The 25,471-nt window shown below is 60.1% G+C and carries 22 protein-coding genes; 12 read left to right on the top strand and 10 right to left on the bottom strand.

Going from position 1 to position 25,471, the window contains the following annotated elements:
- Positions 1-271: 271 nt before the first annotated feature.
- Entirely contained in the window at positions 272-1,396 is a 1,125-nt protein-coding gene (locus tag DXT96_RS23080) for a glycosyltransferase family 4 protein (protein ID WP_149899137.1), read from the bottom strand.
- Between the two features lie 438 nt (positions 1,397-1,834).
- Here DXT96_RS23080 and DXT96_RS23075 point away from each other — a divergent pair, with 438 nt between their 5' ends.
- From DXT96_RS23075 to DXT96_RS23055, 5 genes are all read left to right on the top strand, one after another.
- Positions 1,835-3,361: an ABC transporter substrate-binding protein gene (locus DXT96_RS23075; RefSeq protein ID WP_153516633.1), complete on the top strand. Its 1,527-nt coding sequence runs from the start codon at positions 1,835-1,837 to the stop codon at positions 3,359-3,361.
- Positions 3,362-3,466: 105 nt separating this feature from the next.
- On the top strand, positions 3,467-4,408 hold the full coding sequence (locus tag DXT96_RS23070) for an ABC transporter permease (protein WP_174009818.1): 942 nt from the start codon (positions 3,467-3,469) through the stop codon (positions 4,406-4,408).
- Positions 4,408-5,283, top strand: a complete 876-nt coding sequence (locus DXT96_RS23065) for an ABC transporter permease (protein ID WP_149899135.1) — start codon at positions 4,408-4,410, stop codon at positions 5,281-5,283. The genes DXT96_RS23070 and DXT96_RS23065 overlap by 1 nt, the downstream gene beginning before the upstream one ends.
- A 1-nt stretch (position 5,284) precedes the next feature.
- Entirely contained in the window at positions 5,285-6,508 is a 1,224-nt protein-coding gene (locus DXT96_RS23060; protein WP_153516632.1) for an amidohydrolase/deacetylase family metallohydrolase, read from the top strand.
- Positions 6,509-6,589: 81 nt separating this feature from the next.
- Entirely contained in the window at positions 6,590-7,084 is a 495-nt protein-coding gene (locus DXT96_RS23055; RefSeq protein WP_020011822.1) for a RidA family protein, read from the top strand.
- Between the two features lie 6 nt (positions 7,085-7,090).
- Here DXT96_RS23055 and DXT96_RS23050 read toward each other — a convergent pair whose 3' ends face one another.
- Positions 7,091-7,927: an IclR family transcriptional regulator gene (locus tag DXT96_RS23050; protein ID WP_194287717.1), complete on the bottom strand. Its 837-nt coding sequence runs from the start codon at positions 7,925-7,927 to the stop codon at positions 7,091-7,093.
- Positions 7,928-8,016: 89 nt separating this feature from the next.
- Between DXT96_RS23050 and DXT96_RS23045 the strand changes: the two genes are divergently transcribed.
- On the top strand, positions 8,017-9,213 hold the full coding sequence (locus DXT96_RS23045; protein ID WP_153516630.1) for an aminotransferase class V-fold PLP-dependent enzyme: 1,197 nt from the start codon (positions 8,017-8,019) through the stop codon (positions 9,211-9,213).
- 208 nt (positions 9,214-9,421) lie between these two features.
- Positions 9,422-11,257, top strand: a complete 1,836-nt coding sequence (locus tag DXT96_RS23040; RefSeq protein ID WP_153516629.1) for an ABC transporter ATP-binding protein — start codon at positions 9,422-9,424, stop codon at positions 11,255-11,257.
- On the opposite strand, the gene DXT96_RS23035 is transcribed toward DXT96_RS23040, so the two are convergent.
- The gene (locus tag DXT96_RS23035) at positions 11,254-11,883 is read right to left on the bottom strand and encodes a glutathione S-transferase family protein (protein ID WP_153516628.1); all 630 of its coding nucleotides are present in this window, start codon (positions 11,881-11,883) and stop codon (positions 11,254-11,256) included. The genes DXT96_RS23040 and DXT96_RS23035 overlap by 4 nt on opposite strands.
- Before the next feature lies 1 nt (position 11,884).
- Positions 11,885-12,250, bottom strand: a complete 366-nt coding sequence (locus tag DXT96_RS23030) for an ArsR/SmtB family transcription factor (RefSeq protein ID WP_371418979.1) — start codon at positions 12,248-12,250, stop codon at positions 11,885-11,887.
- 210 nt (positions 12,251-12,460) lie between these two features.
- On the opposite strand from DXT96_RS23030, the gene DXT96_RS23025 reads away from it, so the two are divergent.
- Genes DXT96_RS23025 through DXT96_RS23010 form a run of 4 tightly spaced genes read left to right on the top strand, consistent with a single transcriptional unit; the run spans position 12,461 to position 17,327 of the window.
- A complete protein-coding gene (locus tag DXT96_RS23025; RefSeq protein ID WP_153516626.1) occupies positions 12,461-13,327 on the top strand; it encodes an ABC transporter substrate-binding protein in 867 nt (288 codons plus the stop codon).
- Entirely contained in the window at positions 13,324-14,451 is a 1,128-nt protein-coding gene (locus DXT96_RS23020) for an LLM class flavin-dependent oxidoreductase (RefSeq protein ID WP_153516625.1), read from the top strand. Before DXT96_RS23025 ends, DXT96_RS23020 begins: the two co-directional genes overlap by 4 nt.
- A 28-nt stretch (positions 14,452-14,479) precedes the next feature.
- The gene (locus tag DXT96_RS23015; protein ID WP_153516624.1) at positions 14,480-16,312 is read left to right on the top strand and encodes a TRAP transporter large permease subunit; all 1,833 of its coding nucleotides are present in this window, start codon (positions 14,480-14,482) and stop codon (positions 16,310-16,312) included.
- A 16-nt stretch (positions 16,313-16,328) separates the two neighbouring features.
- On the top strand, positions 16,329-17,327 hold the full coding sequence (locus DXT96_RS23010) for a TRAP transporter substrate-binding protein (protein WP_153516623.1): 999 nt from the start codon (positions 16,329-16,331) through the stop codon (positions 17,325-17,327).
- Between the two features lie 69 nt (positions 17,328-17,396).
- Here DXT96_RS23010 and aztD read toward each other — a convergent pair whose 3' ends face one another.
- The gene (aztD, locus tag DXT96_RS23005) at positions 17,397-18,647 is read right to left on the bottom strand and encodes a zinc metallochaperone AztD (RefSeq protein WP_153516622.1); all 1,251 of its coding nucleotides are present in this window, start codon (positions 18,645-18,647) and stop codon (positions 17,397-17,399) included.
- A gap of 287 nt (positions 18,648-18,934) precedes the next feature.
- Positions 18,935-20,446, bottom strand: coding sequence for an aldehyde dehydrogenase (NADP(+)) (locus DXT96_RS23000; protein WP_153516621.1), 1,512 nt, complete (start codon positions 20,444-20,446; stop codon positions 18,935-18,937).
- A gap of 246 nt (positions 20,447-20,692) precedes the next feature.
- On the opposite strand from DXT96_RS23000, the gene DXT96_RS22995 reads away from it, so the two are divergent.
- The gene (locus tag DXT96_RS22995; RefSeq protein ID WP_236776658.1) at positions 20,693-21,043 is read left to right on the top strand and encodes an antibiotic resistance protein VanZ; all 351 of its coding nucleotides are present in this window, start codon (positions 20,693-20,695) and stop codon (positions 21,041-21,043) included.
- 28 nt (positions 21,044-21,071) lie between these two features.
- Here DXT96_RS22995 and uxuA read toward each other — a convergent pair whose 3' ends face one another.
- The 4 genes from uxuA to DXT96_RS22975 form a co-directional block, all read right to left on the bottom strand.
- Positions 21,072-22,280 carry a mannonate dehydratase gene (uxuA, locus tag DXT96_RS22990; protein ID WP_153516620.1) on the bottom strand — a complete coding sequence of 403 codons (1,209 nt, stop codon included), beginning with the start codon at positions 22,278-22,280 and terminating at the stop codon, positions 21,072-21,074.
- 16 nt (positions 22,281-22,296) lie between these two features.
- Complete coding sequence (locus tag DXT96_RS22985) at positions 22,297-23,343, bottom strand: L-idonate 5-dehydrogenase (RefSeq protein WP_153516619.1); 1,047 nt, start codon at positions 23,341-23,343, stop codon at positions 22,297-22,299.
- A 70-nt stretch (positions 23,344-23,413) separates the two neighbouring features.
- Positions 23,414-24,820, bottom strand: coding sequence for a TRAP transporter large permease (locus DXT96_RS22980; RefSeq protein WP_149899119.1), 1,407 nt, complete (start codon positions 24,818-24,820; stop codon positions 23,414-23,416).
- Positions 24,821-24,823: 3 nt separating this feature from the next.
- Positions 24,824-25,399 carry a TRAP transporter small permease gene (locus tag DXT96_RS22975; protein WP_153516618.1) on the bottom strand — a complete coding sequence of 192 codons (576 nt, stop codon included), beginning with the start codon at positions 25,397-25,399 and terminating at the stop codon, positions 24,824-24,826.
- Positions 25,400-25,471: the final 72 nt, after the last annotated feature.

Here is a 25,471-nt window from a genome sequence, read left to right as displayed (position 1 = left end):
AGATTAGGCAATGCTATTTGAGAATGAAATGTAGGAATTGATTAACACGTCTTATGGGTAGTGCCATTGGCGGCAATCTCTAGTAATAAAGCCGGCTAATAATTCAGGTTGGCCTTTGTGTATTCATCCTCAATATTTTAATGCAGGCGAGATCACTGATACGGATCTGCCTCGGCGTAGTCGTTAATGCGTGCCGCTGGCCGAATACTTTGCATTGTCGATCCGCAGGGCTTACGGACAGGTTTTCAGCCGCGCAACGGGTCGTTGACGCTCAGGCTCGTTCCGCCAGAGCAAAGTTCACGGTATCGGCAAATTCCCGCAGGAAACGTTCGCGTGAGAAGCGGGCGGCATTGTTGATGCAGGCATTCTTGTCGAAGCGCTCGGAATTATCGACGAATTCCTGCACGGCCGCACAGATTGCTTCCGGGGTCTGCTCGCCGAAATAGAGGCCCGTCGGCTGGTTTGAAGCGCCGAGCGGTATGACGGTCTCAAGCACTCCGCCTTTGCCATAGGCTATGACCGGCGTTCCGAGCGCCTGCGATTCGACCGGCACAATGCCGAAATCATCTTCTGCCGCAAAAACGAAGGCCCTGGCTTCCGCCATGTATTTGTGAAGCTCCTCATTGCCGACGAAGCCGAGGATTTCAACGTTGGGCGTGGCGATGTCGCGAATACGTTTCATGTCGGGTCCGTCGCCGATGACGACGAGGCGTTTCTCGGGCATCTTCGCAAAGGCTTCGACGATCAGGTGCACCTTTTTGTAGGGCACCAGCCGCGACGCGGTGACGAAATAGTCGCCTTTCCGGTCGGAGGGGGAGAGGTGTGTGGTATCGACCGGCGGATAGATCACGGTGGAATCGCGTCCGTAACACTTGCGCACACGGCTGCGGATGAATTTGGAGTTGACCGTCATCAGGTCGACGCCATTGGCGGTGCGGATGTCCCACATGCGGATATAGTGGAGAATAGCGCGCGCGATCCAGGAGGTGAAGCCGCGATTGAGCTTGGTTTCCTTGAGATACTGGTGCTGGAGATCCCAGGCATAGCGGATGGGGCTGTGGATGTAGGAGACATGGAACTGGTTGGGACCGGTGATGACGCCCTTGGCGACGGCGTAGCTTGAGGAAATCACCAGATCGTAACCGCTGAGATCGAATTGCTCGATGGCGAGCGGCATCAGCGGCAGATAGGAACGGTATTTCTTTCGGGCGAAGGGCAGTTTCTGGATGAAAGAGGTGTTGACCGGACGCCCGCCGAGAAAACCCCGGTCGCGCTCGCTCATGAAATCGACAAGGCAATAAAGATCCGCGTGAGGATAGATTTCGAGAAGGTTGTGAAGCACCTTTTCAGCCCCACCTCTGTCGGTGAGCCAGTCATGGACGATTGCCGTCTTCATAATTTCCTCAATAATTTCAACGTAATAAAAATTTATAATCCGCCCTGGGAAAACTTGGCGGTGTAGAATGTCCGGCGTGTCTCCAGTCCTTAAAAAAAGCGGCTACCGGAGACGGAATGATATAAAAATAATAGGGATGCTAAGCGATTCAGGTCGAAATCTGGTCTTGTTACGATCTCTAATAGCAGTTTGTTCGCAGATGCGAAATATCCCGGCCTCTTAATTCTCCTCCTCCGTCTCCCGGAAGGGGTGGCCGCCATTCCCTAAAGCTCAGTTTTAACGCCCGACAGAGATTTCCTGCCGGTTCATTGATCCATGAATCCCGAGATCTCGCCCTGAGGTCATTGACAAGGCGTCTTATCGAGATATTCTGTTATAAAGATGCATATAACATAATAATGGAACATCGAGTTGGAACAAAAAGCTGGGAGCTTGACCATGAGACGTAAAATTGCATTTCTTGCCACCGCCGCGCTGTTGCTGGCGCCGGGTGTGATGATGGCCGCGGAGAAGGGTGGCGTCATCAATGTCGCGACGATCGGCGAGCCGCCGACACTCGACCCCATGGCCTCGACCGCCGATCTGGTCGGCATCGTCACGCAGCATATTTTTGAAACGCTTTACACCTTCGACAAGGGCTGGAAGGTGACGCCGCTTCTGGCTGAAAGCCTGCCCGAAATCAGCGCGGATGGCAAAACCTACACGATCAAGCTGCGCAAGGACATCAAGTTCCATGACGGCAGCGACATGACCTCGGAAGATGTCGTCGCCTCGCTCGGCCGCTGGATGAAAATCGCCTCGCGTGGCAAGCAGGCCGCCGGTTTCATCGGCAATATCTCCGCGCCTGATGCCGGAACGGTGACGATCACTCTCAAGCAGCCCTATGCGCCGCTGACCTCGCTGCTGGCTTTCAACAATTCGGCAGCCATCATTCTGCCGGCTGAAAAGCAGGCGGAGCCGATGGTCGAATTTGTCGGCACCGGCCCCTATATGCTGAAGGAACGCAAGGCGGACCAATATATCCAGCTCGTGCGTTTTGATGGTTACAAATCCCGTGATGGCGAGAGCGACGGTTACGGCGGTGCACGCCATCAATATCTCGATGAAATCCGCTTCGTTCCGGTGCCTGATCCGAATACCCGCGTCGAAGCTGCTGTTTCCGGACAATATGACTATGTCGATTCCATTCCGGTGGAGTCCTTCGACAAGGTGAAGTCTTCGTCAGCCTCTCAGCCGATGATGCTGAAGCCTTTCGGTTTCCCGGTCTTCGTGTTCAATACCAAGGAGGGGCTTGCTTCCAAGCTCGAGGTTCGCAAGGCCGTGACCGAAGCGCTGAACATGGAAGACATGCTGGCGGCCGCTTTCGGCAGCACGGATTTCTACGCGCTTGACGGCGCCTATTACCCCGACAATTTCTCATGGCACACGGAAGAGGGTGTCGAGGGCAATTATAATGTCGGCAACCCGGAAGCCGCTGCCGAAAAGCTGAAGGCGGCCGGTTATAATGGTGAGCCGCTGCGCATCCTCACCAGTCGCCAATACGAGTTCCATTACAAGATGGCACAGGTGGCGGCGGAATATCTGAAACTTGCCGGCTTCAAGGTGGATATGCAGGTGGTGGACTGGGCGACGCTGACGCAGCGCCGCGCCGATCCGAAGCTCTGGGACATCTATATCAGCCACAGCCCCTTCCTGCCGGAACCGGCGCTGATGGGAGCGCTGTCCACCAGCTCGCCTGGCTGGTGGGATACGCCGGCACGCAAGGCGGCAGTTGACGCCTTCACCTCGGAAGCCGATCCGGAAAAGCGCCTCGCGCTTTGGGCCAATGTGCAAAAGACGATCTATGCCGAGCTGCCGCTCATCAAGATCGGCGACTTCAACGCAGCAGCAGCCAGGTCCAACAAGCTGGAAGGTGTCGATCCGGCTCCGTGGCCCTATTTCTGGAATGCCTCGGTCACGAAGTAAGACCGCTTGGTTGCCGGGTGCCGGTATTGCCGGCACCCATCGCAGTTTCGCTTCAACTGTCGCGCAGGCGTGGTCCGCCACGTCTGTCACCGGGAGCCTCTATTCGTGATACGGTATATTTTCCAAAGACTTGCAGGAATGATCGTGGTGATGTTCCTCGTCGTCACCATCGTTTTCGTCATCCTGCGCGTCACCCCCGGCGATCCGGCCGCCGTGATGCTCGGGCCGGATGCCACGGCGCAGGATATTGCGGAGCTGCGCACACGGCTCGGTCTCGATCAGTCGCTCGGGGTGCAATATGTCTATTATATCGGCCAATTGCTGAAGGGCGATCTCGGCCAGTCGATCTTTCTCAACATGCCTGTTGGCTCAGCCCTGCTGGACCGCGCGGAACCGACCTTCTTCCTCACGATCTTTTCGCTGTTGATCGCCAGCGTCATCGCGCTTCCCATCGGCATCTACGCCGCTTACCGGCGCGGTTCCTTTGTGGATCAGGCCGCGACCACCATTGCGATGCTGGCGGCGAGCATTCCGAGCTTCTGGCTCGGCCTCATCCTCATGCAGGTTTTTGCGGTGCGGCTGGATATGTTCCCGGTGTCGGGTTACGGCGGGCCGGGCGCGAGCTTCCTTGAGCGCATGTATCACCTGACCTTGCCGGCCATTGCGCTCGGCCTCGTTTCCTCAGCCCTTATTCTCCGCTTCACCCGCGCCTCGATGCTGGACGTTCTCGGCGACGATTATGTCCGCACCGCCAGAGCCAAGGGCGTCAAGGAACGCCGGGTGGTGATGAAACATGCGCTGAAGAATGCGCTCATCCCCATTCTCACAGTGCTTGGTCTGACCGCCGCCGTGCTGATTTCAGGAGCGGTCGTCACGGAAACCGTCTTCGGCCTGCCGGGCGTCGGCAATCTCGTCGTGTCGGCCGTGCTCCGGCGTGATTATCCGGTCATTCAGGGCGCGCTTCTCATCATCGCCGGGCTTTACGTGCTCATCAATTTTGCAATCGACATGCTTTACCTGCTGGTCGATCCGAGGGTTCGTTACTGATGGCCGATATCGTTTCCACCACCCCGCCGGCGCGCAACCCGACCATCCTGTTTATTCGGCGTCTGCTGAAGCGCAAGACGGTCGCCGCCGGTCTCATCGTGCTTCTCATCTTCGTGCTGCTTGCGGTTTTCGCGCCGATGATCGCGCCCTATTCGCCGTCGAAGCTGTCGATCGTCAACCGCCTGAAACCGCCGAGCGAACTCTACTGGTTCGGCACCGATGAATTTGGCCGCGATGTCTTTTCCCGCACCATCTATGCCGGAAGACTGTCGCTTCTGGTTGGCGCGGCCGTTGTTTTCCTCTCGTCGGTCATCGGCATCACGCTCGGGCTGCTTGCCGGTTTCTTCCAGAAACTGGATACGCCGATTGCGCGGTTGATCGACGCGATGATGGCGTTTCCGGATATTCTTCTGGCGATTGCGCTGGTCGCCGCACTCGGTCCGTCGCTGACGACGGTCATCATCGCGCTTGCCGTGGTTTATTCGCCGCGCCTTGCCCGCATCGTGCGTGCCTCGACGCTGGTAATCCGTGAGTTGCCCTATGTGGAGGCGGCCAAAGCGCTCGGCATCTCCACCTTCCACATCATGACGCGGCATGTGCTGCGCAATCTGGTTTCGCCGATCCTCGTGCAATGCACCTTCCTTTTTGCCAGCGCCATGCTGGCCGAGGCTGGTCTTTCGTTTCTGGGGCTCGGTGTCAGCCCCGAAATTCCCACCTGGGGAACCATGATCTCCGCCGGCCGCCAATATATCGGCCAGGCTGACTGGATGACCTATTTCCCCGGCTTTGCCATCATTCTTTCCGTGCTGTCGCTGCAAATGGTCGGCGACGGGCTGCGGGACATGCTCGATCCAAGACTGCGAAGGGATTTGTAATATGACGTCCGGCGAACAGGCGAAAGCGCCTCTTCAAGCTCCCATTCTTCTCACCAATGTCAAACCCGTCGGTTTCGGCAAAGGTGCGCCACAGGCCTCGACTGATATTCTGATCGGCGGCGACGGCAAGATCGCTGCGGTAGGCTCTGCCCTGCAGGCGCCTGCGGATGCGCAACGCATTGATGCCAAGGGCGCCTTCATCTCGCCCGGCTGGGTGGATCTGCATGTGCATATCTGGCATGGCGGCACCGATATCTCCATTCGCCCTTCCGAATGCGGGGCCGAACGCGGCGTGACGACGCTGGTGGATGCCGGTTCGGCGGGTGAGGCGAATTTCCACGGTTTCCGCGAATATATCATCGAGCCTTCAAGGGAACGCATCAAGGCCTTCCTCAATCTCGGTTCCATCGGCCTTGTGGCCTGCAACCGCGTGCCGGAACTGCGCGACATCAAGGATATCGACCTTGATCGTATCCTCGAATGTTACGCCGAAAACAGCGAGCATATTGTCGGCCTGAAGGTGCGGGCGAGCCATGTCATCACCGGTTCCTGGGGTGTGACACCGGTCAAGCTTGGCAAGAAGATCGCCAAGATCCTCAAAGTGCCGATGATGGTGCATGTGGGCGAACCGCCTGCACTTTATGACGAGGTGCTGGAAATCCTCGGCCCCGGTGATGTCGTGACCCATTGCTTCAACGGCAAGTCGGGTTCCAGCATCTTGGAAGACCAAGACCTGTTCAACCTTGCCGAACGCTGTGCCGGTGAAGGCATCCGGCTGGATATCGGCCATGGCGGCGCCTCCTTCTCCTTCAAGGTGGCGGAGGCGGCGATTGCACGCGGCCTGTTGCCCTTCTCGATTTCGACGGACCTGCACGGCCACTCGATGAATTTTCCGGTCTGGGACCTGGCGACGACCATGTCGAAGCTGCTGTCTGTCGACATGCCCTTCGAAAATGTGGTCGAGGCGGTCACCCGCAATCCGGCCTCCGTCATCCGGCTCGATATGGAAAACCGTCTCGATGTTGGCCAGCGCGCCGATTTCACCATTTTCGATCTGGTGAATGCCGATCTGGAGGCGACCGATTCCAATGGCGATGTGGCGCGTCTGGCGCGTCTGTTCGAGCCGCGTTACGCGGTCATCGGCACGGAAGCGATTGCCGCCAGCCGTTATATTCCAAGGGCGCGCAAGCTGGTGCGCCACAGCCATGGTTATTCCTGGCGCTGAACCCGAATGGAATGGCGGGGCATGCCCTCCGCCTTCCGCAGACACGACGGGATACCCGTCCCGGCATTATGAGGAATTCGCGTGAAACAGTCTTCGCTTGATGCAGAAGGGCACCTTTCGCCCTATGACCGGCTCGCTGCGCTCGGCATCTCCCTGCCGCCGCCGCCGCCGCCAATTGCCAATTTCGTCACCCACGTGGTGGAAGGCAACATGCTTTATCTCTCGGGCCAGGGGCCGCGGGAGGAAAACGGCCATCTTTATGCCGGCAAGGTCGGCGCGGAAATCGGGCTGGAAGAGGCTTATAATCATGCGCGCCTCACCGGCATCAATCTGCTTGCCGTCATGCATGAGGCGCTGGGCGATCTGTCGCGGGTGAAAAAAGTGGTCAAGCTGCTTGGCATGGTCAATGCCGTCAGCGATTTCCGCGATCATCCGAGCGTTATCAATGGCTGCTCCGATCTCTTCATCGATGTATTCGGCGATGCGGGACAACATGCCCGCTCCGCCGTCGGTTTCGGCTCATTGCCCGGCAACATCACCGTTGAGATCGAAGCCATCGTCGCGCTCAAAGGGTGAGGCCGTTTAATGGTTGCGCCAGCCCATCAGCTTTTCGATCCGTTCTGCCGAGACCCTGACCTGTTCGGTGTAATGGTTTTCGTCCGCCAGCACCTTCTGTTCCGGCAGCACGATGGAAATCGTCGCAACGCATTCGCCCCTGTTGTCGCAGATCGGCGAGGCGATGCAGGCGACGGCGTAATCGGATTCGGCGACCTGTATCGACAGCCGGTCATGGAAGGCGGCGCCTGCCGATTGCGACAGGGTCTCCGGGTTGATTTCCGCACGACCCGTGGGCGAGGTGCGGGCGCAGCGCTTGAACAGTTCGACACGCTCCGCCTCCGGCAGATGGCCGACGAGCAGGCGGCCGGAGGCCGTCCAGTTCAGGGGAACACGGGTGCCGACGCGCGACGCGACCTGAAAATGGCTTGGACCATCGGCCATGGCCAGAACAAGCATATGGTCGCCATCGCGGCCGCAAAGCTGCACGGTCTCGCCCGCATGGCGGCACAGATCATGCATTTCGTGGGTGGCGACGCCCATGAAATCCAGCGAGCGGGCATAGGCGAGGCCATAATGGTAAAGTCGTGCGCCGAGCCAGATGTTGCCATCGGCATTGCGTGCCAGCATGTTCTTTTCGACGAGATCGTCGATGATCACATAGACGGTGGAAAGCGGCGCCTTGATCGCCTTGGCGATGGCGTAAGCGCCGGCCGGCGATCCGGTTTCGTAAAGGTAATCAATAACCTGAAGCGCACGGTCGATGCCGCTGACGCGCGAGCGCTTGGCGGCCTTCGCATCCGGATTCTCCTCCGTGGGAGACACGGCGGTTGAAGATATCTCGTCCAGTCTCTGGGCGTCCAATTTTTGGCTCCTCATGAATTTCGAGAAGCTATTACATTATTATGGCATATATGTCGATGCCCATCGCATCGCAAAGACAGGAGAAAGATATGACCGAGGATATCAGAAGCAGGATCGGCCTTCGCCCGGTCATCAACGTCTCGGGCACCATGACCTCGCTCGGCGCGTCGATTGTCGTTCCCGAGGCCGTGCAGGCCATGGCGGCTATCCTGCCGCAATTCGTCGAGATCAATGATCTGCAACGCAAGGCGAGCGCGATCATTGCAAGGCTGACAGGCGGCGAGGCCGGTTTCGTCACGGCGTCCTGCTCCTCCGGCATCAGCCTTGCTGTGGCGGGCGCGATTACCGGCAATAATCTGCTGGCCATCGAAAAGCTGCCCGATGTCGCGCCTGAGAAGAACGAAGTGCTGGTGCAGATGGGGCATGTGGTGAGCTACGGCGCGCCGGTGGATCAGGCAGTTCGGCTTGCCGGCGGCAAGGTGGTGCTGGTGGGGCAGGCGACATCGACCCACCGCTTCCACATGGAAAAAGCCATCACCGAAAAGACGGCGGCGGCGGTCTATGTCGTCTCGCATCATGTCGTGAATTACGGCCTGCTGCACCTTTCCGAATTCGTCGAGATTGCCCATGCCAGGGGCGTGCCTGTCATCGTCGATGCGGCTTCCGAATATGATCTGGAGCTGTTTCTGGCCACGGGCGCGGATGTGGTGATCTATTCCGGTCACAAGTTCTTGGGCGGCCCCACATCAGGCATCGTCGCCGGAAGTAAGGAACTGGTGCGTCATGCCTTCCTGCAAAATATGGGCATTGGCCGCGGCATGAAGGTCGGCAAGGAAAGCATCTATGGCGTCATGGCGGCGCTGGAAGCCTGGGAAAAGCGCGACCATGCCGGCATCCGCGAGCGCGAAACCGGCTATCTCAACCTCTGGAAAAAGACGCTGGACGGACGCCCCGGCGTGACGGCGCTGATCGAGCCCGACCCGACCAACAACCCGCTCGACCGGCTGCGCGTCATCATCAACGCCGAAGAAGCCCATATCACCGCATGGGACCTGACGACGGCGCTGGCCAGAGGCAATCCGCCGATCATTGCCCGCGATCATGAGGTGGAACACCGTTATTTCTATCTCGACCCCTGCAACCTGCATCCCGGCCAGGAAACCGTCGTGGCTTCCCGTCTGGCGGAAGAATTGGACAAGGCGCGCGCTTCCAACGAGGTGATTGCCACACCGTTCGAAGACCGCAGCCGCCACCGTTTCGATGGCATGCTGCGCTGGCCTGACTAATAACGACTGCACGAGCGGGTGCCGCGAGTTTCTTCTCCCCGAGGGGGAGAAGTCCGCGGCAGCGGGATGAGGGGGCACCCTCACCGGATTTCGGAAACGGTGCCCCCTCATCCGACCCTTCGGGCCACCTTCTCCCCCTCGGGGAGAAGAAACTCGCGGCAACTGCCCGCCCAAGCATTGCAACCAGAATAAAGAAAAGGGAACGATCATGACCATGCCGCAGGCAGCACCGCTTGGTGCCGAAGATGCCGTGCTTTCCGTCCGCAATCTTACCACGTCCTTTCACGTGGATGGCGGCTGGAAACCGGTGGTGCGTGATATTTCCTTTGATGTCGGGCCGGGCGAGACGGTCGCGATCGTCGGCGAAAGCGGGTCGGGCAAAAGCGTCACATCGCTTTCCATCATGCGGCTGCTGGATCGGGAAAGCAGCAGGGTGCAGGGTGAAATCCTGCTCGGAGGCCGTAACCTGCTCTCGCTTTCCGAAGACGCCATGCGGCGGGTGCGGGGCAATGAGGTCGCGATGATCTTTCAGGAGCCGATGACCAGCCTCAACCCGCTATTCACCATCGGTGACCAGATTTCCGAGGCTCTGCTGTGCCACCAGCCGATGTCAAAAGCCGATGCGCGGGCCGAGACGATCCGCCTGCTGGAAAAGGTCCGCATCCCCTCGGCCGCCTCACGTTTCGATGAATATCCGCACCGCTTTTCCGGCGGCATGCGCCAGCGCGTGATGATCGCCATGGCGCTTGCTTCCCGGCCAAAGCTCCTGATCGCCGACGAGCCGACGACGGCGCTCGATGTGACCATTCAGGGCCAGATCCTCGATCTCATCAAGACGCTTCAGGAAGAGGAGGGCACCTCCGTCCTGTTCATCACCCATGACATGGGCGTGGTGGCGGAAATTGCTGACCGTACAGTCGTCATGTATCGCGGAGAGCAGGTGGAAGTCGGCGCGACGGCGGATATCTTCCATCGCGGCAAACATCCCTATACCCGCGCGCTTTTATCCGCCGTCCCCGTTCTCGGTTCCATGACTGGTGAGGAAAGACCGCTCCGGTTTCCCATCGTCAACACCACCACGGGAGAAACGCAGGAACCGGCGCGTCCGGCCGATACCGTCGATCCCGCCGCACAACCGGTGCTGAAGGTGGAGGGGCTGACCAAGCGCTTCGACATTCACTCCGGCCTGCTGGGACGGCTCAGCGGCCGCGTTCATGCGGTGGAGAATGTGTCCTTCGATCTAAGGGCTGGTGAAACATTGTCGCTGGTCGGCGAAAGCGGCTGCGGCAAGTCCACCACCGGTCGCGCCATCATGCGGCTGATCGAGCCGGATGCCGGTTCGGTGGTGGTCAACGGCGAGAATATTCTTGCCCTCGACAAATCAGGCATGCGTGAAATGCGCAAGACGGTGCAGATGATCTTTCAGGACCCCTTCGCCTCGCTCAACCCGCGCATGACGGTGGGTGCGGCGATTGCCGAACCTTTTCTGGAGCATCGCATGGGCAGCGCCCGCGAAGCGAAGGATGTGGTGGCCGACATGCTGGAAAAGGTCGGCCTCTCGCCGGATATGGCGGCGCGTTACCCGCACGAGTTTTCCGGCGGCCAGCGCCAGCGCATCTGCATCGCCCGCGCGCTGGCGCTGCAACCGAAAGTGATTGTCGCCGATGAAAGCGTCTCGGCGCTTGATGTATCGATCAAGGCGCAGGTCATCAACCTGATGCTGGATCTGCAGCAAAGCCTCGATCTCGCCTTCCTGTTCATCAGCCATGACATGGCGGTGGTGGAGCGCGTCAGCCACCGGGTGGCGGTGATGTATCTGGGCGAGATCGTCGAAATCGGCCCGCGTGCTGATGTCTTCGACAATCCGCAGCATGACTATACCCGCAAGCTGATGGCCGCCGTGCCGGTGCCGGACCCGGACCGCCGCAACACGAGGCGCGGTGCGGCGAATGACGAGCTGAAAAGCCCCATCCGCGCCGTCGATTACGTCGTGAAGCCGCGTGAATATCGCGAGGTTTCTCCCGGCCATCTCGTCGCCTGTTAAAGGCCCGGTACGTCCGAGGTTGCAAAGGGGACGCGATAACCGCGCTTAAAACTTTCCCGCTGTCCAAGCTGGCGATACCACCGCTGTACCGCCGGAAAATCATCGAGATTGATTTTGTGGCGCGCGAAACGCGAGACCCATGGCCAGATGGCGATATCGGCGATGGAAAAATCGCTGGCCACATATTCCCGCCCCGTTAAACGGTCGTTCAATGTCCGATAGAGGCGCTCCACATCAGCGGCAAAACGCGTTTCGGCAAAGGGGGCCTCTCCGGCATGGTAAGTCAGGAAATAATGGGCATAACCGAGTGTCGGACCGAAATTGGCGGCCTGCCACATCAGCCATTCGGTGACTGTCAGTCGCTCAGCGGGAGAGGTGGGCAGAAGCCGGTCGGCCTTTTCGGCGAGATAGAGGAGGATTGCATTCGATTCCGTCAGGACGGTGCCGTTGTCATTGTCGATGATTGCCGGAATTTTCGAGCCGGGATTGATACGGATATAATCGGCTGCGAATTGCTCGCCCTTTTCGATGTCGATGGCGTGGCTGCGATACGACAGGCCGAGTTCTTCCAGCGCAACCGAGATTTTGAGGCCGTTCGGCGTGATCCAGGTGTAAAGGTCGATCATGTCAGTCGAACATCGCCTCATCCAGCGGCAAGGCGCGACGGCCTTTCTTGCCCGTCACATCGGAAAGGTCCTTGTAAAGACCACGCAGGGTCAGAACCAGCTGGATAATGCGCGGATCGGTGACACGATAGATCACCGCCTTGCCCTCCCGCGAACCTTCGATCACACCGGCGTCGCGCAGTTCGGCAAGCTGCTGCGAAAGTGTCGGCTGTTGAATGCCGAGTTCGTATTCAAGGGCTGAAACGGAGGCCTCCGTTTCCATGAGATAACAGACGATGGCCAGACGGTTGGCGTTGGCGACAAGCTTCAAAAGCTCGCTCGCTTCCACCACGCTGCGGCAGATGAGATTGGAAACCGGTTTCGTCACAACTACTGGTCCATGTTTCAGACTATAAAAAAGTAAATTGTATGGCGATAAATTTCAATGGCTTGATGCGGTCGTTTTTAGTCGGCTGCAGAATTTTTAAAATCTACAGGATTAGTAGATTTCTCTTTCGCTTTCCGACCGAGGATCGCCAAAACGTTCCTCGAAAACACTCTATAAAAAAGTAGATTGATTGCGAAATGAGGTGTCGACATGAAAATCGGGGTCCATCCCAACAATCTGCATTTACGGCTCGCCCGACTCTGGCCCGGCGCTTTTGAGGCATTCGAGCCGGAATTCGTGACCTATCGCGAAGGGCGCGATACGGCGGCTCTCCTCGAAAAGGGCGACATCCATTTCGGTGGCACCGGCTCGACGCCGCCCATTGAAGCGGATGCGCGCGGGCTTTCGGCGGTCTATATCGCCGCTTCCGCGCCGAGGCCCGCCAATGGCGCAATCCTCATGCGGCGCGACAGTCCGATCCGTTCAGCCGCTGATCTCCAGGGAAAGCGCATATCGCTGATCGATGGATCGTTTCACACCTATCTTCTGGCCCGCAGCCTGGAAGGGGCGGGACTTGGCCTTGCGGACGTGACGCGGATTGAAAGCGGTGATAGTGACAGCCTGCTTGACCTCGTGGAAGGCCGTGTCGATGCCTGGGTGACGATGTCGCCACGGCTGGAAAAGGCTCTGACCCATGAGGAGATCAGCCTTCTGGTCCGCTGCGGTTCAACCATTCCCAACCGCTCGCTGTTCTGGACGCTGGCGCGTCACAATATAGCGCAGGAGACACGACAGGCGATTGCGGCCGAACTGGACCGCGTCGGCCGCGCCGTCATGGCGGATATCGACAGGGCCGCAGCCCTTCTCGCCGCCGAACCGGGCAGCGAGGGTGATGCGGCATCCTGGGGGAAGGTGCTGCGCTCACGCGATCTTTCCGTGGTGCCCGCCGCTGAAAATATCCTTGCCGAACAGCAGGAGGAGGCCGATACGCTTTACAGGCACGGCCATTTCTCTTTACCGGTTCAGACCGGGCAAAGCCCGGCCCCGCAATCAGCCAGCGTCGGAGGCGACAGATGAATGTTTTCTGGTACATGTGCGCACCCGATGGCGCTTATCCCTGGCAGCCGGAAGGCTCCCGCAAGGTTGATCTCGGTTATTACAAGCAGCTGGCGCTGGCTTACGATCAGCTGGGTTATACCGGCGCGCTGTTTGCCACCGGCGCGCATGACGTCTGGGTTCTGGCGGGCGCACTGCTCTCCCATACCGAGCGGCTTAAACTGCTGGTCGCCATCCATCCGGGCCTGATCGCGCCGACGTTGCTTGCCAAGATGGCGGCGACGCTTCAGGAATTTTCTCGCGGCCGCCTGCTGATCAATGTCGTTTCGGGCGATGCGAAGATGCTCGGCGCTTACGGCATGACCATGCCGCATGACGAGCGTTACGATATGGCGGATGAATATCTGCAAATCTGGCACCGGCTTTTCGCCGGCGAGACGGTGGATTTCATGGGGCGGCATTTCCAGACCGAGGGTGCGAAGCTCGCGCTGCCGGTGGGGCAGGGCATAGAGCCGCCGCCCTTGTGGTTCGGCGGTTCGTCGGAGAAGGCCATCGACGTTGCCGCCAAACATGTCGAGACCTATCTCTCGTGGGGTGAAACGCCCGATCAGATCGGCGCGAAGGTCGATCTCGTCAAGGCGCGGGCGGAACAGCTTGGCCGCGAACTGGAATATGGCATTCGGCTCTATGTCATCGTGCGTGATACCGATGAAGAGGCATGGGCAGCGGCGGCCGACCTTTACGGGCGCATGGATGAGCGCGCGATTGCCGCCAACCAGCGTTTCGTCGGCAAGACCGATTCCGTCGGCCAGCAGCGCATGACGGCGATGCATGGCGGGCAGAAACCGGAAAACCTGCGCGATCTGGAAATCGCGCCCAACCTATGGGCCGGCATCGGGCTTGTCCGTCCGGGCCCGGGAACCGCGATTGTCGGTTCGCCGGATACTGTCATCCGCACGCTGGAGGCCTATAAGAAGGCGGGCGTGAACACCTTTATCCTTTCCGGCATGCCATTGCTGGAGGAAGCCTTCCGCTTTGGCGAAAAGGTCCTGCCACGTCTCGATGTATCGCGGGAAGTGTCAGCGGCGAAACAATTCACCTGGTCGACCCTGTTCGACCGTGACCTCTCGGCCAAGGCCTCCTGAGCATGGTGCGGGAGTGGAGAAGAACAACATGACGGCAAGTCCGGCAACAACAATCGCGCAACGGCGCTTCGGTCCAAAACATGCGGCCGAGCGGGCGCTTGCCGTTCTGGACAAGGCGTTGGGCGCGGTTGCCGCCGCCATCCTTGCGACGCTTCTTGTGGTGGTGCTGGTCAATGTCACCCTGCGATACCTGTTCCATACCGGTTTCATCGGCGCGGAAGATCTGGGCATCTGGCTCAATGTGGCGATGATCGCGGTCGGCGCGCCGCTCAGCCTCAAGAGCGCTCTGGCCATGCGGCTGGATGTATTCGTGCGCTTCCTGCCGGAACGCTTTCATGCCGCAACCGAAGTTCTGGCTGATGCCTTTTCCTTTGTCGCAGCCCTCATCCTCGCTTTCGGCGGAGTGGAAATTGCGGCCATGCTGGGCGGCACGTCGCCAACGCTCGGTCTGCCGGAATGGGTGCGCTTCGGTTTTCTCGGTGCAGGCGGCGCGCTGATCTTTGTTTATCTTGCGCTTCAACGGGTTGGTGAAGGCAAGGCGCTTGCCGTTCTGCTCTCCGTCGCCATCGCGGTCGTTTCTTATGTCGGCCTGCCGGAACTGTTTATCGATACGACCCTGCCGCCAAGCCTGTTTCTGGCATTCACGGCGGCCGTGGGGCTGGTTCTGGCCGCACCGCTTGCCCATGCCTTCCTTGCCGCCGCCTATGTGGCGATCGCCTTCGGCAGCACCTTGCCGGAGCCGGCCATCGTGTCCTCGACGGTGACGGGCATGTCGAAATTCCTGCTGCTTGCCATTCCCTTCTTCCTGCTGGCCGGCAGCCTGCTGACGGAATCGGGCGTCGCCAACCAGCTCGTCCGTTTTGCCGCCTCCATGGTCGGCCACCGGAGGGCGGGGCTGGCGCAGACGACGCTGTTGACCAGCGTGCTGTTTTCCGGCGCATCCGGCTCCTCGGTCGCCAACGCCGCCTTCGGTGCTTCCACCTTCCAGCCGGAACTGGTGAAGCACGGTTATCCGCCGGCGCAGGCGGGCGCGATCATTGCCGCCACCTCGGTGCTGGACAATGTCATCCCGCCTTCCATCGCCTTTCTCATCCTCGCAACGGCCACCAATCTGTCGGTGGGCTCGTTGCTGGTCGGCGGCTTCTTCGCCGGCGGGCTGATGGCAATCTGCCTTGCGGTGGCGATCCATCTCAGCGTGCGCAGTGTCGATACCTTGCCGCGCGCGACAGGCAGCGAACGCTGGCGCTCGGCCGTGGCCGCCATACCCGCCTTCGGGCTTGGCGTCATCGTAGTAGTCGGCATCCGCATCGGCGTCGTCACCACCACGGAGGCTGCGGCCCTTGCCGCTCTCTACACGCTGTTTCTCGGCTTCGGTTACCGGCTGGGCGCGGGCCGCATTTTCGCGACTTTCCGCCAGTCGGCGGGTGAAGCGGCGGCCATCGGTCTCCTGATCGGCACGGCTGGCCCCTTCGCCTTCCTGCTGGCAGTGGACAATGTCTCCGGCCTCGTCACCGACTTTGTCACGCTTCTGGGCGGCAGCAAGATCGCGGTGCTTCTGCTCTCCAATCTCATCCTGCTCGCGGTCGGGCTGGTGCTGGATATTGGTGCTGCCATCCTGCTGTTCGGGCCGATCCTGTTGCCCGCTGCCGTGGCGGCCGGCATCGATCCCATCCATTTCGGCGTCATTCTTGTGGTCAACCTGATGATCCATGGCCTGACACCGCCGCTCGGCATGCTGATCTTCGTGGTCAGCGGCGTCACCCGCATTCCGGCGACAGCACTTTTCCGGGCCGTCGTTCCCTATCTCGTCTCGCTTCTCGTTTCCCTCGCCATTTTGTGCGCCTGGGCCATTTTCTTCTAAATTTGGGGTTTCAATCATGATTATTATCGATCGCCGCAATCTCCTCAAACTCTCCGCCATCGGCGCCGCAACGCTCGCCGCCCCCGCCTTTGTGCGCACGGCAAATGCCAGAACCCGCAGCCTCACCGTTGCCTCGCTGTTTGCCGATGACAAGCCCGAGACGAAAATCTGGGTGAAGATCAGCGAACTGGTGGAGGCGAAGCTGCCCGGCCGTTTCCGTTTCAACATCGTCAAGAGCGGTGCGCTGGGCGGTGAAAAGGAAGTGGCGGAAAATATCCGGCTGGGCTCGGTGCAGGCGAGCCTTTCGACAGTCTCCTCGCTTTCGGGCTGGGTGCCGGAACTGCAAATCCTCGATCTGCCTTTCCTGTTCCGCGATGCCGACCATGTGCGCAAGGTGGTGACGGGCGAGACTGGCACTGATCTGAAGACCAAGCTCGCCGCCCAGCAATTCATCGCCGCCGATTTCATCAACTACGGCGCGCGCCATCTTCTGACCAAGGAACCGGTAACCCGGCCGGAGCAGCTGGAAGGCAAGAAAATCCGCGTCATCCAGAGCCCGCTGCACACCAAACTGTGGAGCGCCTTCGGCACCACGCCGGTCGGCATCCCGATCACCGAGACCTATAATGCGCTGGCAACCGGCGTGGCTGATGCCATGGATCTCACCAAGTCCGCCTATGCCGGCTTCAAGCTTTACGAGGTCGTGCCGTATCTGACGGAAACCGGCCACATCTGGGCTTCAGGCGTGGTCTATTACGGTGCGACCTTCTGGAACCAGCTGGATGACGAAGAGAAGAAGGTTCTCCTGGAAGCATCGAGCGAAGGCGCGCAATATTTCAACCAGCTGATCGTCGAGGACGAAGTGAAGTCCGTCGAGCTTGCGCTTTCCAAGGGCGGCAAGGTGCTGCAGCCGGAAGCGCTGGACGAATGGCGCAAGGGCGCGCAGGGCGTCTGGCAGGATTTCGCCGGCATTGTCGGCGGCATCGAGAAGATACAGGCTGTGCAGTCGGCCTGATAATACGGGCCTTCAAAATCAGGAAACCCCGTGTGCTCTTCGGGCGCACGGGGTTTCTTTTGTTCGGTATCAGTGCGAAGCGCCGGAGCCGCCAACGGCAACGATGGAGTAGGGCTGGCCTTCCACCGCAAGCGTGCGGGTTTCCTTCAGGCTTTCCGCATCCACCACGCGCACCAGCGAATGGCGCGGATCGGAAATTGCGATCTGACCGTCGGCAACGGCGAGACGCGGACGCGGATCGCGCCAATGGCCATCCTTGCTGTAGGGTTCGGTGACCTTCGCCTTGCGGGTGATGGCGCCTTCCAGCACGTCAAGCACATGCAGGTCGCCATCTTCCGTCAGGATATAGGCATTGCGCGGATTGGCGGGGTCGAGGATGAAATCGACGCGCCGGGTCGGCAACTCCACCAGACGGAAGGCGTCCTTGCTGTCAGGATCGATCAGGACGACCTTGTCCTCACCGTAGTTTCCAAGGAAAAACTGCATGGATTTGCCGCCGAGCAGCGTGCCGGTATAGGCTTTCGGGAAATCTTCCGGATAGGCCAGCATTTCGAGCTTCGGACCATCCGTGCCGCCCGGCCGGGCAACGAGAATGCCTTCCTTGCAGCCAAAGGCCGCAAGCCGTGCGGATGTCGCCTCACCGTGCAGATCGGTGCATGTCGCCTGTTCACCAACCTGCTTGCCTTCCCTGTCAAGAACGCGCAGCCCGATGCGGGGCGGCAGCGTGTCGGGTTTGGTTTCGATCTGCGTGTTGGGTACGGACACCAGAACGTAACGGCCCATGGTCACCGCCACGCCATGATGTGGGGCGGTCGTATCGACGGTGCGGACCTTTGCCTTGCCGTCCAGCAGGGTGGCCTCATCGATGATCTCAGCCTTGCCGCCACGGTCGTAGAAGAGGATCGCATGGTCATCGTGGGGCACGACGTGGAACGGCCGTTTGCCTTCGAAGGTAACGGGCAGCAGCGCCGTATCTTCCACATCCAGATCGCGATGCTCGCCGTGGTCGGAAAAGACGATGCCGGTCTTGATCACATGCACGATATCCGAATCTGACTGTGTGGCGAAAACAGTCTTGCCGGAGGCGCTGGCGGTCAGTGCCGCATAGCCCTTGAGGTCGTAGTGTCCGAGTTCCTTGCCGGTTTCGAAATTGATGGCGCGCACCACCGGCTGGGTGTGATCGGCGATGAAGAGACGCCATTCCTTGACGCTGTCGCCGCTTTCTTCCGCCTGCGCCACGCCAGAGGCCAGCGGCAGGGTGAGGGCAAGGCACGTGGCAAGCGCGCTCATGCCAAGGTGCTGTTGAAGGGAAAATCTCATGGTGTTCCTTCCAGACGTTATCATCCCTGTGCGGATACGAACCGGTGTCGGCTCTGAAGGATGACTGTAATGTTATTACGTTACGAGATTGCGTATTAGCATTACGTGCGGGGTCGATGTCAACCGATGCGGACGTCTTGGTGCGGAAAAATCTGGATGGAGACAGTGAGGCGAGAAAAAGGGAGGCGGGAGGAGGCAAGTGACGCTTCAGCGTCAGGCCGTATTTCCCGAAGGGCTGTAAAGCCGGAAAAAAAGCAGGCGCATCGCTGCGCCTGCCTCCATCAGTTTTAGCGGATATCCGCAGGCAGAACGTCCGAAGGGATGTTCTGGTAGGAAACCGGACGCGTGAAGCGGCGGATCGACATGGTGCCAACCGAGGTTGCGCCGAAGTTCGTCGAAGCCGGGTAAGGGCCGCCGTGAACCATGGCTTCGGACACTTCCACGCCGGTCGGGAAACCGTTGGCGAGAACGCGGCCTGCCTTGCGCTCCAGGATCGGCAGCAGCTTGCGGCCGAGTTCGGCGTCGCCACCGTCAAGATGCAGGGTTGCGGTCAGCTGGCCTTCGAAGCTCTTTGCGACTTCCAGCATTTCTTCCGGGCTATCGACCGTGACGATCAGGCCGAGCGGTCCGAAAACCTCTTCGGCAAGCGCGTGGTTGGCAACCCAGTCCTTGCCCGAAACGCGGAACAGGTAGGGCGTTGCATTGCGCAGATCGCAGGTGGTGGTCAGCACGTCACGCACGCCGTTGCCGGCGGCGATACGATCGCGGCCGTCACGATAGGCAGCGGCAATGCCGTCGGTCAGCATGACCTGCGGGCCGACTTCGGAAAGAGCTGCACGTGCGGTTTCGGCAACCGCATCCGCCTGCGAGGCGAGAACGACGGCGATGCCGGGATTGGTGCAGAACTGGCCGGCACCCATGGTCAGCGAACCGGCCCAGCCCTTGGCGATGGCTTCACCGCGAGCGGAAACAGCTTCCGGCAGCAGGAACATCGGGTTCACGGAACCGAGTTCGCCGAAGAAGGGGATCGGCTCGGGGCGCTGGGCGCAGAGATCGAACAACGCGCGGCCGCCGGCGAGCGAGCCGGTAAAGCCGACCGCCTTGATGCGCGGATGCTGCACGAGCGCGGAACCGACATCGCGGCGGCCGCCCTGGATCAGCGAGAAGACGCCGGGATGCAGATTGTGCTTCTTGACGGCGGCCAAAACGGCTTCGGCAACGATTTCACCGGTGCCGGGATGGGCGGAATGGCCCTTGACGACAACCGGGCAGCCGGCAGCCAGAGCGGCGGCGGTGTCACCGCCGGCCGTGGAGAAGGCGAGCGGGAAGTTCGACGCGCCAAAGACGGCGACAGGGCCAATCGGGCGCTGCATCAGGCGGATATCCGGGCGCGGCAGCGGCTGGCGATCCGGCAGCGCTTCGTCGTGGCGGCGGTCGAGATAATCACCCTTGCGGATATGCGAGGCGAACAGGCGGAGCTGGCCAACGGTGCGGCCACGTTCGCCCTGCAGGCGTCCTGCGGGCAGGCCGGTCTCGGACGAGCCGATTTCGGTGATGGCGTCGGCGCGTGCTTCAATCTCATCGGCGATGGTGTCGAGGAATGCGGCGCGCTCTTCGCGGGTGGTGTAGCCATAGCTCCAGAAGGCTTCTTCAGCGGCTTCCGCAGCCTTGTTCACCAGATCGACCGTGCCGACCGAAAAATCGAAAGCCTCGCCATGTGCAGGCTCGCTGCGGAATTTTGCATCCGTTGCGACCCATTCTCCTGCAACCAGATGTTTGCCGTGCGGCTTGAAACTCATTGTGCTCATCCCTGAAAATCTGATCCTGTGTGGAAAATCCACCCGATACCGTGACATGGGACCGAAAGGCGATAGCGTCAACGCCATCAGCCGCGATCCTCGCCCGGTCGCCTTCTGCATTAGCCCGTGTGGGGCCGCAACGAAAGGCGGTTTCGCAACTATTTGATCAAAAAGTGTGATTAATTGGGCGAGACGTGAAAAAGACCCGCTTCCGTTTACGCGCACGGCGTTTTATATGACGTCATGATGACAAATAGACTTCCGAAATACATCGCCTGGTCGGTTCTTCTGCTGATCGTGATCGTTACAATCTGCCCGATCGGCTTTCGGCCTCACACGCTGACGACGGTGGGGATAGACCGTGCCGCCGCCTTCGCTTTCTGCTCGGCGGCTTTCGTGTTTGCCTATCCGCGCCACTGGCTCGCCGTCATCGTTGCGGGTGTCACAGCAGCTTTTGGTATCGAAGCGCTGCAGTTTCTGTCGCCCACACGTCATCCGCATCTGATGGATGCTGCCGTGAAAGCCGCCGGCGCCATAGCCGGCGGGCTTTTCACCATTACCTGTCTGCTGTTCAGGGGACGACTGACCGCCGGCTGACTGGGAAGCCTGCGGTCAATTATCTTGCTCAGCCTTTCCCGTTCGCCAGCCCGAAACGGCCATGCGACAGGGTGCGCTCGATACCGCGCAGCTCCGCCAGCCCTTTCAACCGGCCTATGGCGGGATAACCGGGCTGCGCCCCGCGCGTCAGGTCGTCGAGGATTTCCTGCCCGTGATCGGGCCGCATCGGGATGGTGTGATCTTCACGGCCTTCGGCGCGACGACGGGTTTCCTCCGACAGAAGTGCGGCGATGACGGCGACCATGTCGGTGCCGCCCTCCAGATGTTCATCCTCGAAGAAGGAGCAGGGCACGGTATCGGTGTCACGCGTCACATTGCGCAGATGCACGAAATGGATGCGATCGGCAAAACGGCTGGCGATGAAGGGCAGGTCGTTATCCGCCCGCGCCCCGAGAGAGCCGGTGCAGAGCGTAACGCCATTGGCGCGGCTATCGACCTTTGAGAGCATATGGGCGTAGTCGGCTTCCGTTGAGAGAATGCGCGGCAGGCCGAGCAGGGGCCATGGCGGATCATCGCCGTGAGCGCAGATATTGATGCCGACCTCTTCGGCAACCGGCGTCACCTCCGAGAGAAAGTCGATCAGGTTCTGTTGCAGCCTTTCACGGTTGATACCGTGATAGGAGCGCAGTTTTTCGAGAAGCTGGGCGAGCGTATAACCATCCGCCGAGCCGGGCAGGCCCGCGCCGATATTGCGACCGAGGGCTGCGATTTTCGTGTCGGGCATGTCGGCGAAGCGTTTTGCCGCTTCCTCTACCAGCCACTCCGGATAATCGGCCTTCGCGTCGGGGCGCTTCAGAATATGAATGTCGAAGGCTGCGAAATCGGGAAGATCGAAACGCATCGCCTTTGCGCCGTGTCTGGTTTCCCAGCGCAGGTCGGTGCGGGTCCAGTCCAGCACGGGCATGAAGTTGTAGCAGACGGTGCGGATGCCGGAGGCGGAGAGGCGGCGAAGCGTTTCCTGCCAGTTGGCGATGTGGTTTTTCCAGTCGCCGGTCTGCGTCTTGATCTCTTCGGAAACCGGCACGCTTTCTACCACGTCCCAATAAAGCCCGCCGGTCTTGATCGCCTCATGCCGCTTGGCGATCTCGTCCACCGGCCAGACATCGCCGGTGGCGATATGATGCAGCGCGCTGACGATGCCTTCCGCGCCCGCCTGAGCCGCATCCTGAACCGTGACCTTGTCGACCGGGCCGAACCAGCGCCATGTATGTCTCATCTTTAATCCTCAAATATCAGTCTGCGGAAAATGTCAGTTGCACCTTGCAGGCGGCGGAGCGGTCTCCGGCCTGTTCGAATGCGACTTTCGCGTCTTCCAGCGGGAAGCTGTGGGAAATGATCGGTCGCACATCGATCGCGCGCGAGGAGATCAGGCCGGCGGCGATGGTGAACTCCTCATGGAAACGCTGCGAGCCGCGCCAGAGGATTTCCTTGCCCACCAGCGCATTGAGCGGAATGGTGATATCGCCGGTGACGCCCACCTGCACGATGGTGCCGCGGGGGCGCACGCAGGCAAAGGCCGTGCGAAGCGCGGGGCCGGCAGCGGAGCAATCGAAAATAACGTCGAAATAACCCTTGTTTTCCTGATAGGGCAAAAGCGCTTCTGCGTCCTTCGCGACATTGATGGTGCGGTCCGCACCCATGGCGGGTGCGCGTTCCAGCGCCGCATCGCTCAAGTCGGTGGCGACGATGACGCTCGCGCCGGCATGGCGGGCGGCGGCGATGGTAAGAAGGCCGATGGGGCCAGCGCCGGTTACCAAAACCTTGGCCCCGGTCAGATCGCCTGCCTGGGCGACGGCATGCAGGCAGACGGCGAGCGGTTCGGTACAGGCGGCCTCGGCGGGCGAGGTGGCGTCTGAAAATGCCGCGCATTGTTTGGCCGGAACCACCAGCCGGTCGCGGAACATGCCCTGCTCATGCGGCAGACGCATGGCGCTGCCCATGAAGCGCATCTCGAGGCAATGGATCGGCTGGCCCTTCAGGCAGAAGTGGCAATGACCACAGGGCTGCGAAGGGTTGACGGCGACGAGCTGGCCGATGGCAAGCCCGCTGACGCCCGCCCCCAAAGCCGCCACATGGCCGGATGCCTCGTGGCCGCAGATGATCGGCTCGCGCACCCTGACCGGGCCGAAACCGCCATCCTGATAATAATGAAGATCGGAGCCGCAGATGCCGCCGGCCGCCATGGTCAGCAGCACTTCACCGGGGCCGGGGCCATCGGTATCCTGTGTTTCGACGCGGATGTCCTTCGCGCCGTGTAGACGTGCCACGCGTGTCTGCATGACGGGGTCCTTTCGAATGCATTCATATCGGAAAAGCTGCGCGACGCCGGGCCGCGCAGGTCTGGTTCGATCAGCGGATGAGGCCGAGCTGGGTCGGTAGCCACAGCGTTACCGATGGTATGAAGGTGATCAGCGCCAGTGCCACAAAAAGCGGGATCATCCAGGGCAGGATGGCGAGCGTGGTCCGCTCCACCGACATTTTCGAAATACGAGACAGGACGAAGAGCACCATGCCAACAGGCGGGGTCAAAAGACCGATCATCAGGTTCAGCGTGACGATCAGGCCGAGATGCACCGGATCGATGCCGTAGCGCGCGGCGACCGGCATCAGGATCGGCACCAGAATGCTGATGGCGGCGATGGTGTCGAGAAACGCGCCGACCACCAGAAGCAGAATGTTGACGATGATGAGGAAGGTCCACCAGTTGTCCGTCATCGCGAACATGAAGTCGGAGAACAGCTGGGCCGCCTGGCTCACCGTCAGCAGCCATGCGAAGATCGATGCCGCCGTGACGATGAAAAGAACCGAGGCGGTCGTCTCGATCGTATCGAAACTGGCCTTGGCCAATGTCTTGAATGTCATGGTACGGTAACGCACCAGCCCGAGGAAGAGCGACCAGAGGACCGCAGCGACCGCCGCTTCGGTCGGGGTGAACCAGCCCATCGTCATGCCGCCGATCAAAAGCACCGGCGTCATCAGCGCCATCACGGCTGAGAAGTCGTAATACCAGTCCAGCGCGACAAGCAGGGCGAGGCCGATAAGGACCGCGACATTGAGCGACAGGCCGGCAAGGATCATCAGATAGACTGCAACCGGAAAGCTCAGAACGATCACGATTTCCAGCGACGCAGAAAGAAGTTTTTTCAGTTCGAAGGGCGTGTCGGAACCCCAGCCCTTGCGTTTTGCGAAAATATAGACCGTCAACATCATCAGCACGGTCATGACGACGCCGGGAATGATGCCCGCCATGAACAGCGCGCCGATAGAGGCGTTGGCCATCATGCCGTAGATCACGAAGGGCAAGGATGGCGGAAAAATCGGCCCGAGCGTGGCCGAGGCGGCGGTGACGCCGACGGCCGCTTCGACCGGATAGCCGTGATCCTTCATGGCCTTGATCTCGATGGTGCCGATGCCTGCGGCATCCGCAAGCGCTGTGCCCGACATGCCGGAAAAAACCACCGAACCGATGATGTTGACCTGCGCCAGTCCACCCTTCATCCAGCCGACGAGCGCCAGTGCGAAGCGGTAGATGCGGCTTGTGACCCCTGCGATGTTCATCAGATTGCCGGCGAGGATGAAGAACGGCACGGCAATGAGCGGGAAGCTTTCGACGCCGGCGATCATGCGCTGGGCCGCGATGATATCGGGCGCCACGTCGTAGAGGATGAGATAAAGAAGCGAGCTGACGGCCATGGAAACGGCCACCGGCGTGCCGATGATGAGAAGCAGAAGAAATGAGCCGATGAGCAAAAGCATGGTCTAGATTCCCTGTGTGCTTACGGCTTCCTGAGCCTTTTCACGCACGGTTTGCTTGCCGGTGATGTCCTTGATGAAATTGTGCAGGGCACGCAGGAACATCAGCGCGAAAGCGGCGAAAACGGTGTAGAAGACAATGCCGCGCGGCAGGTCGACGGTGACCATTCGCTCATCACCCACGATTTCGAGATAACGCCACATCAGCCAGGTGATGTAGGCGAAGAAACCGATGGCGATGAGATCGACGATCAATTCCAGAAAACGCCCGACGGGCTTCGGCACGAAGCGGTAGATCAGGTCGACGTGAATGTGCCGAAACATACGCACGCACATGACCGAACCCAGAAAAACGACGACGACGAGGCAATTGGCGGCAATTTCTTCCGTCCATGCGAAGCTGTCGTTCAACACGTAACGGGTGAAGAATTGCAGGAAGACGGAAAGGCCCATGCCCCAGAAAACGGCAAGGGTTATCCAGTCTTCCACGGCATAGGGCGAAAGATCGACGGGGCCGGTATCTTCTTCGAAGGCATGCGCCATTTCTTCCACACTGATGGGTGTGTTTTGATGGTCGGTCATTGGCGGGAACTCCAGTCCGAATGTCTCGGTTGAGGATATCCCGGCGCCTGACGACGCCGGGACAGGCTCACG

This window comes from Agrobacterium sp. ICMP 6402, from assembly GCF_009498615.1.
In the GTDB taxonomy this organism is placed as follows: Bacteria; Pseudomonadota; Alphaproteobacteria; order Rhizobiales; family Rhizobiaceae; genus Agrobacterium; species Agrobacterium burrii.
Note: the sequence above shows the minus strand (reverse complement) of the source record. Positions and strands in the feature narration are given on the sequence as shown.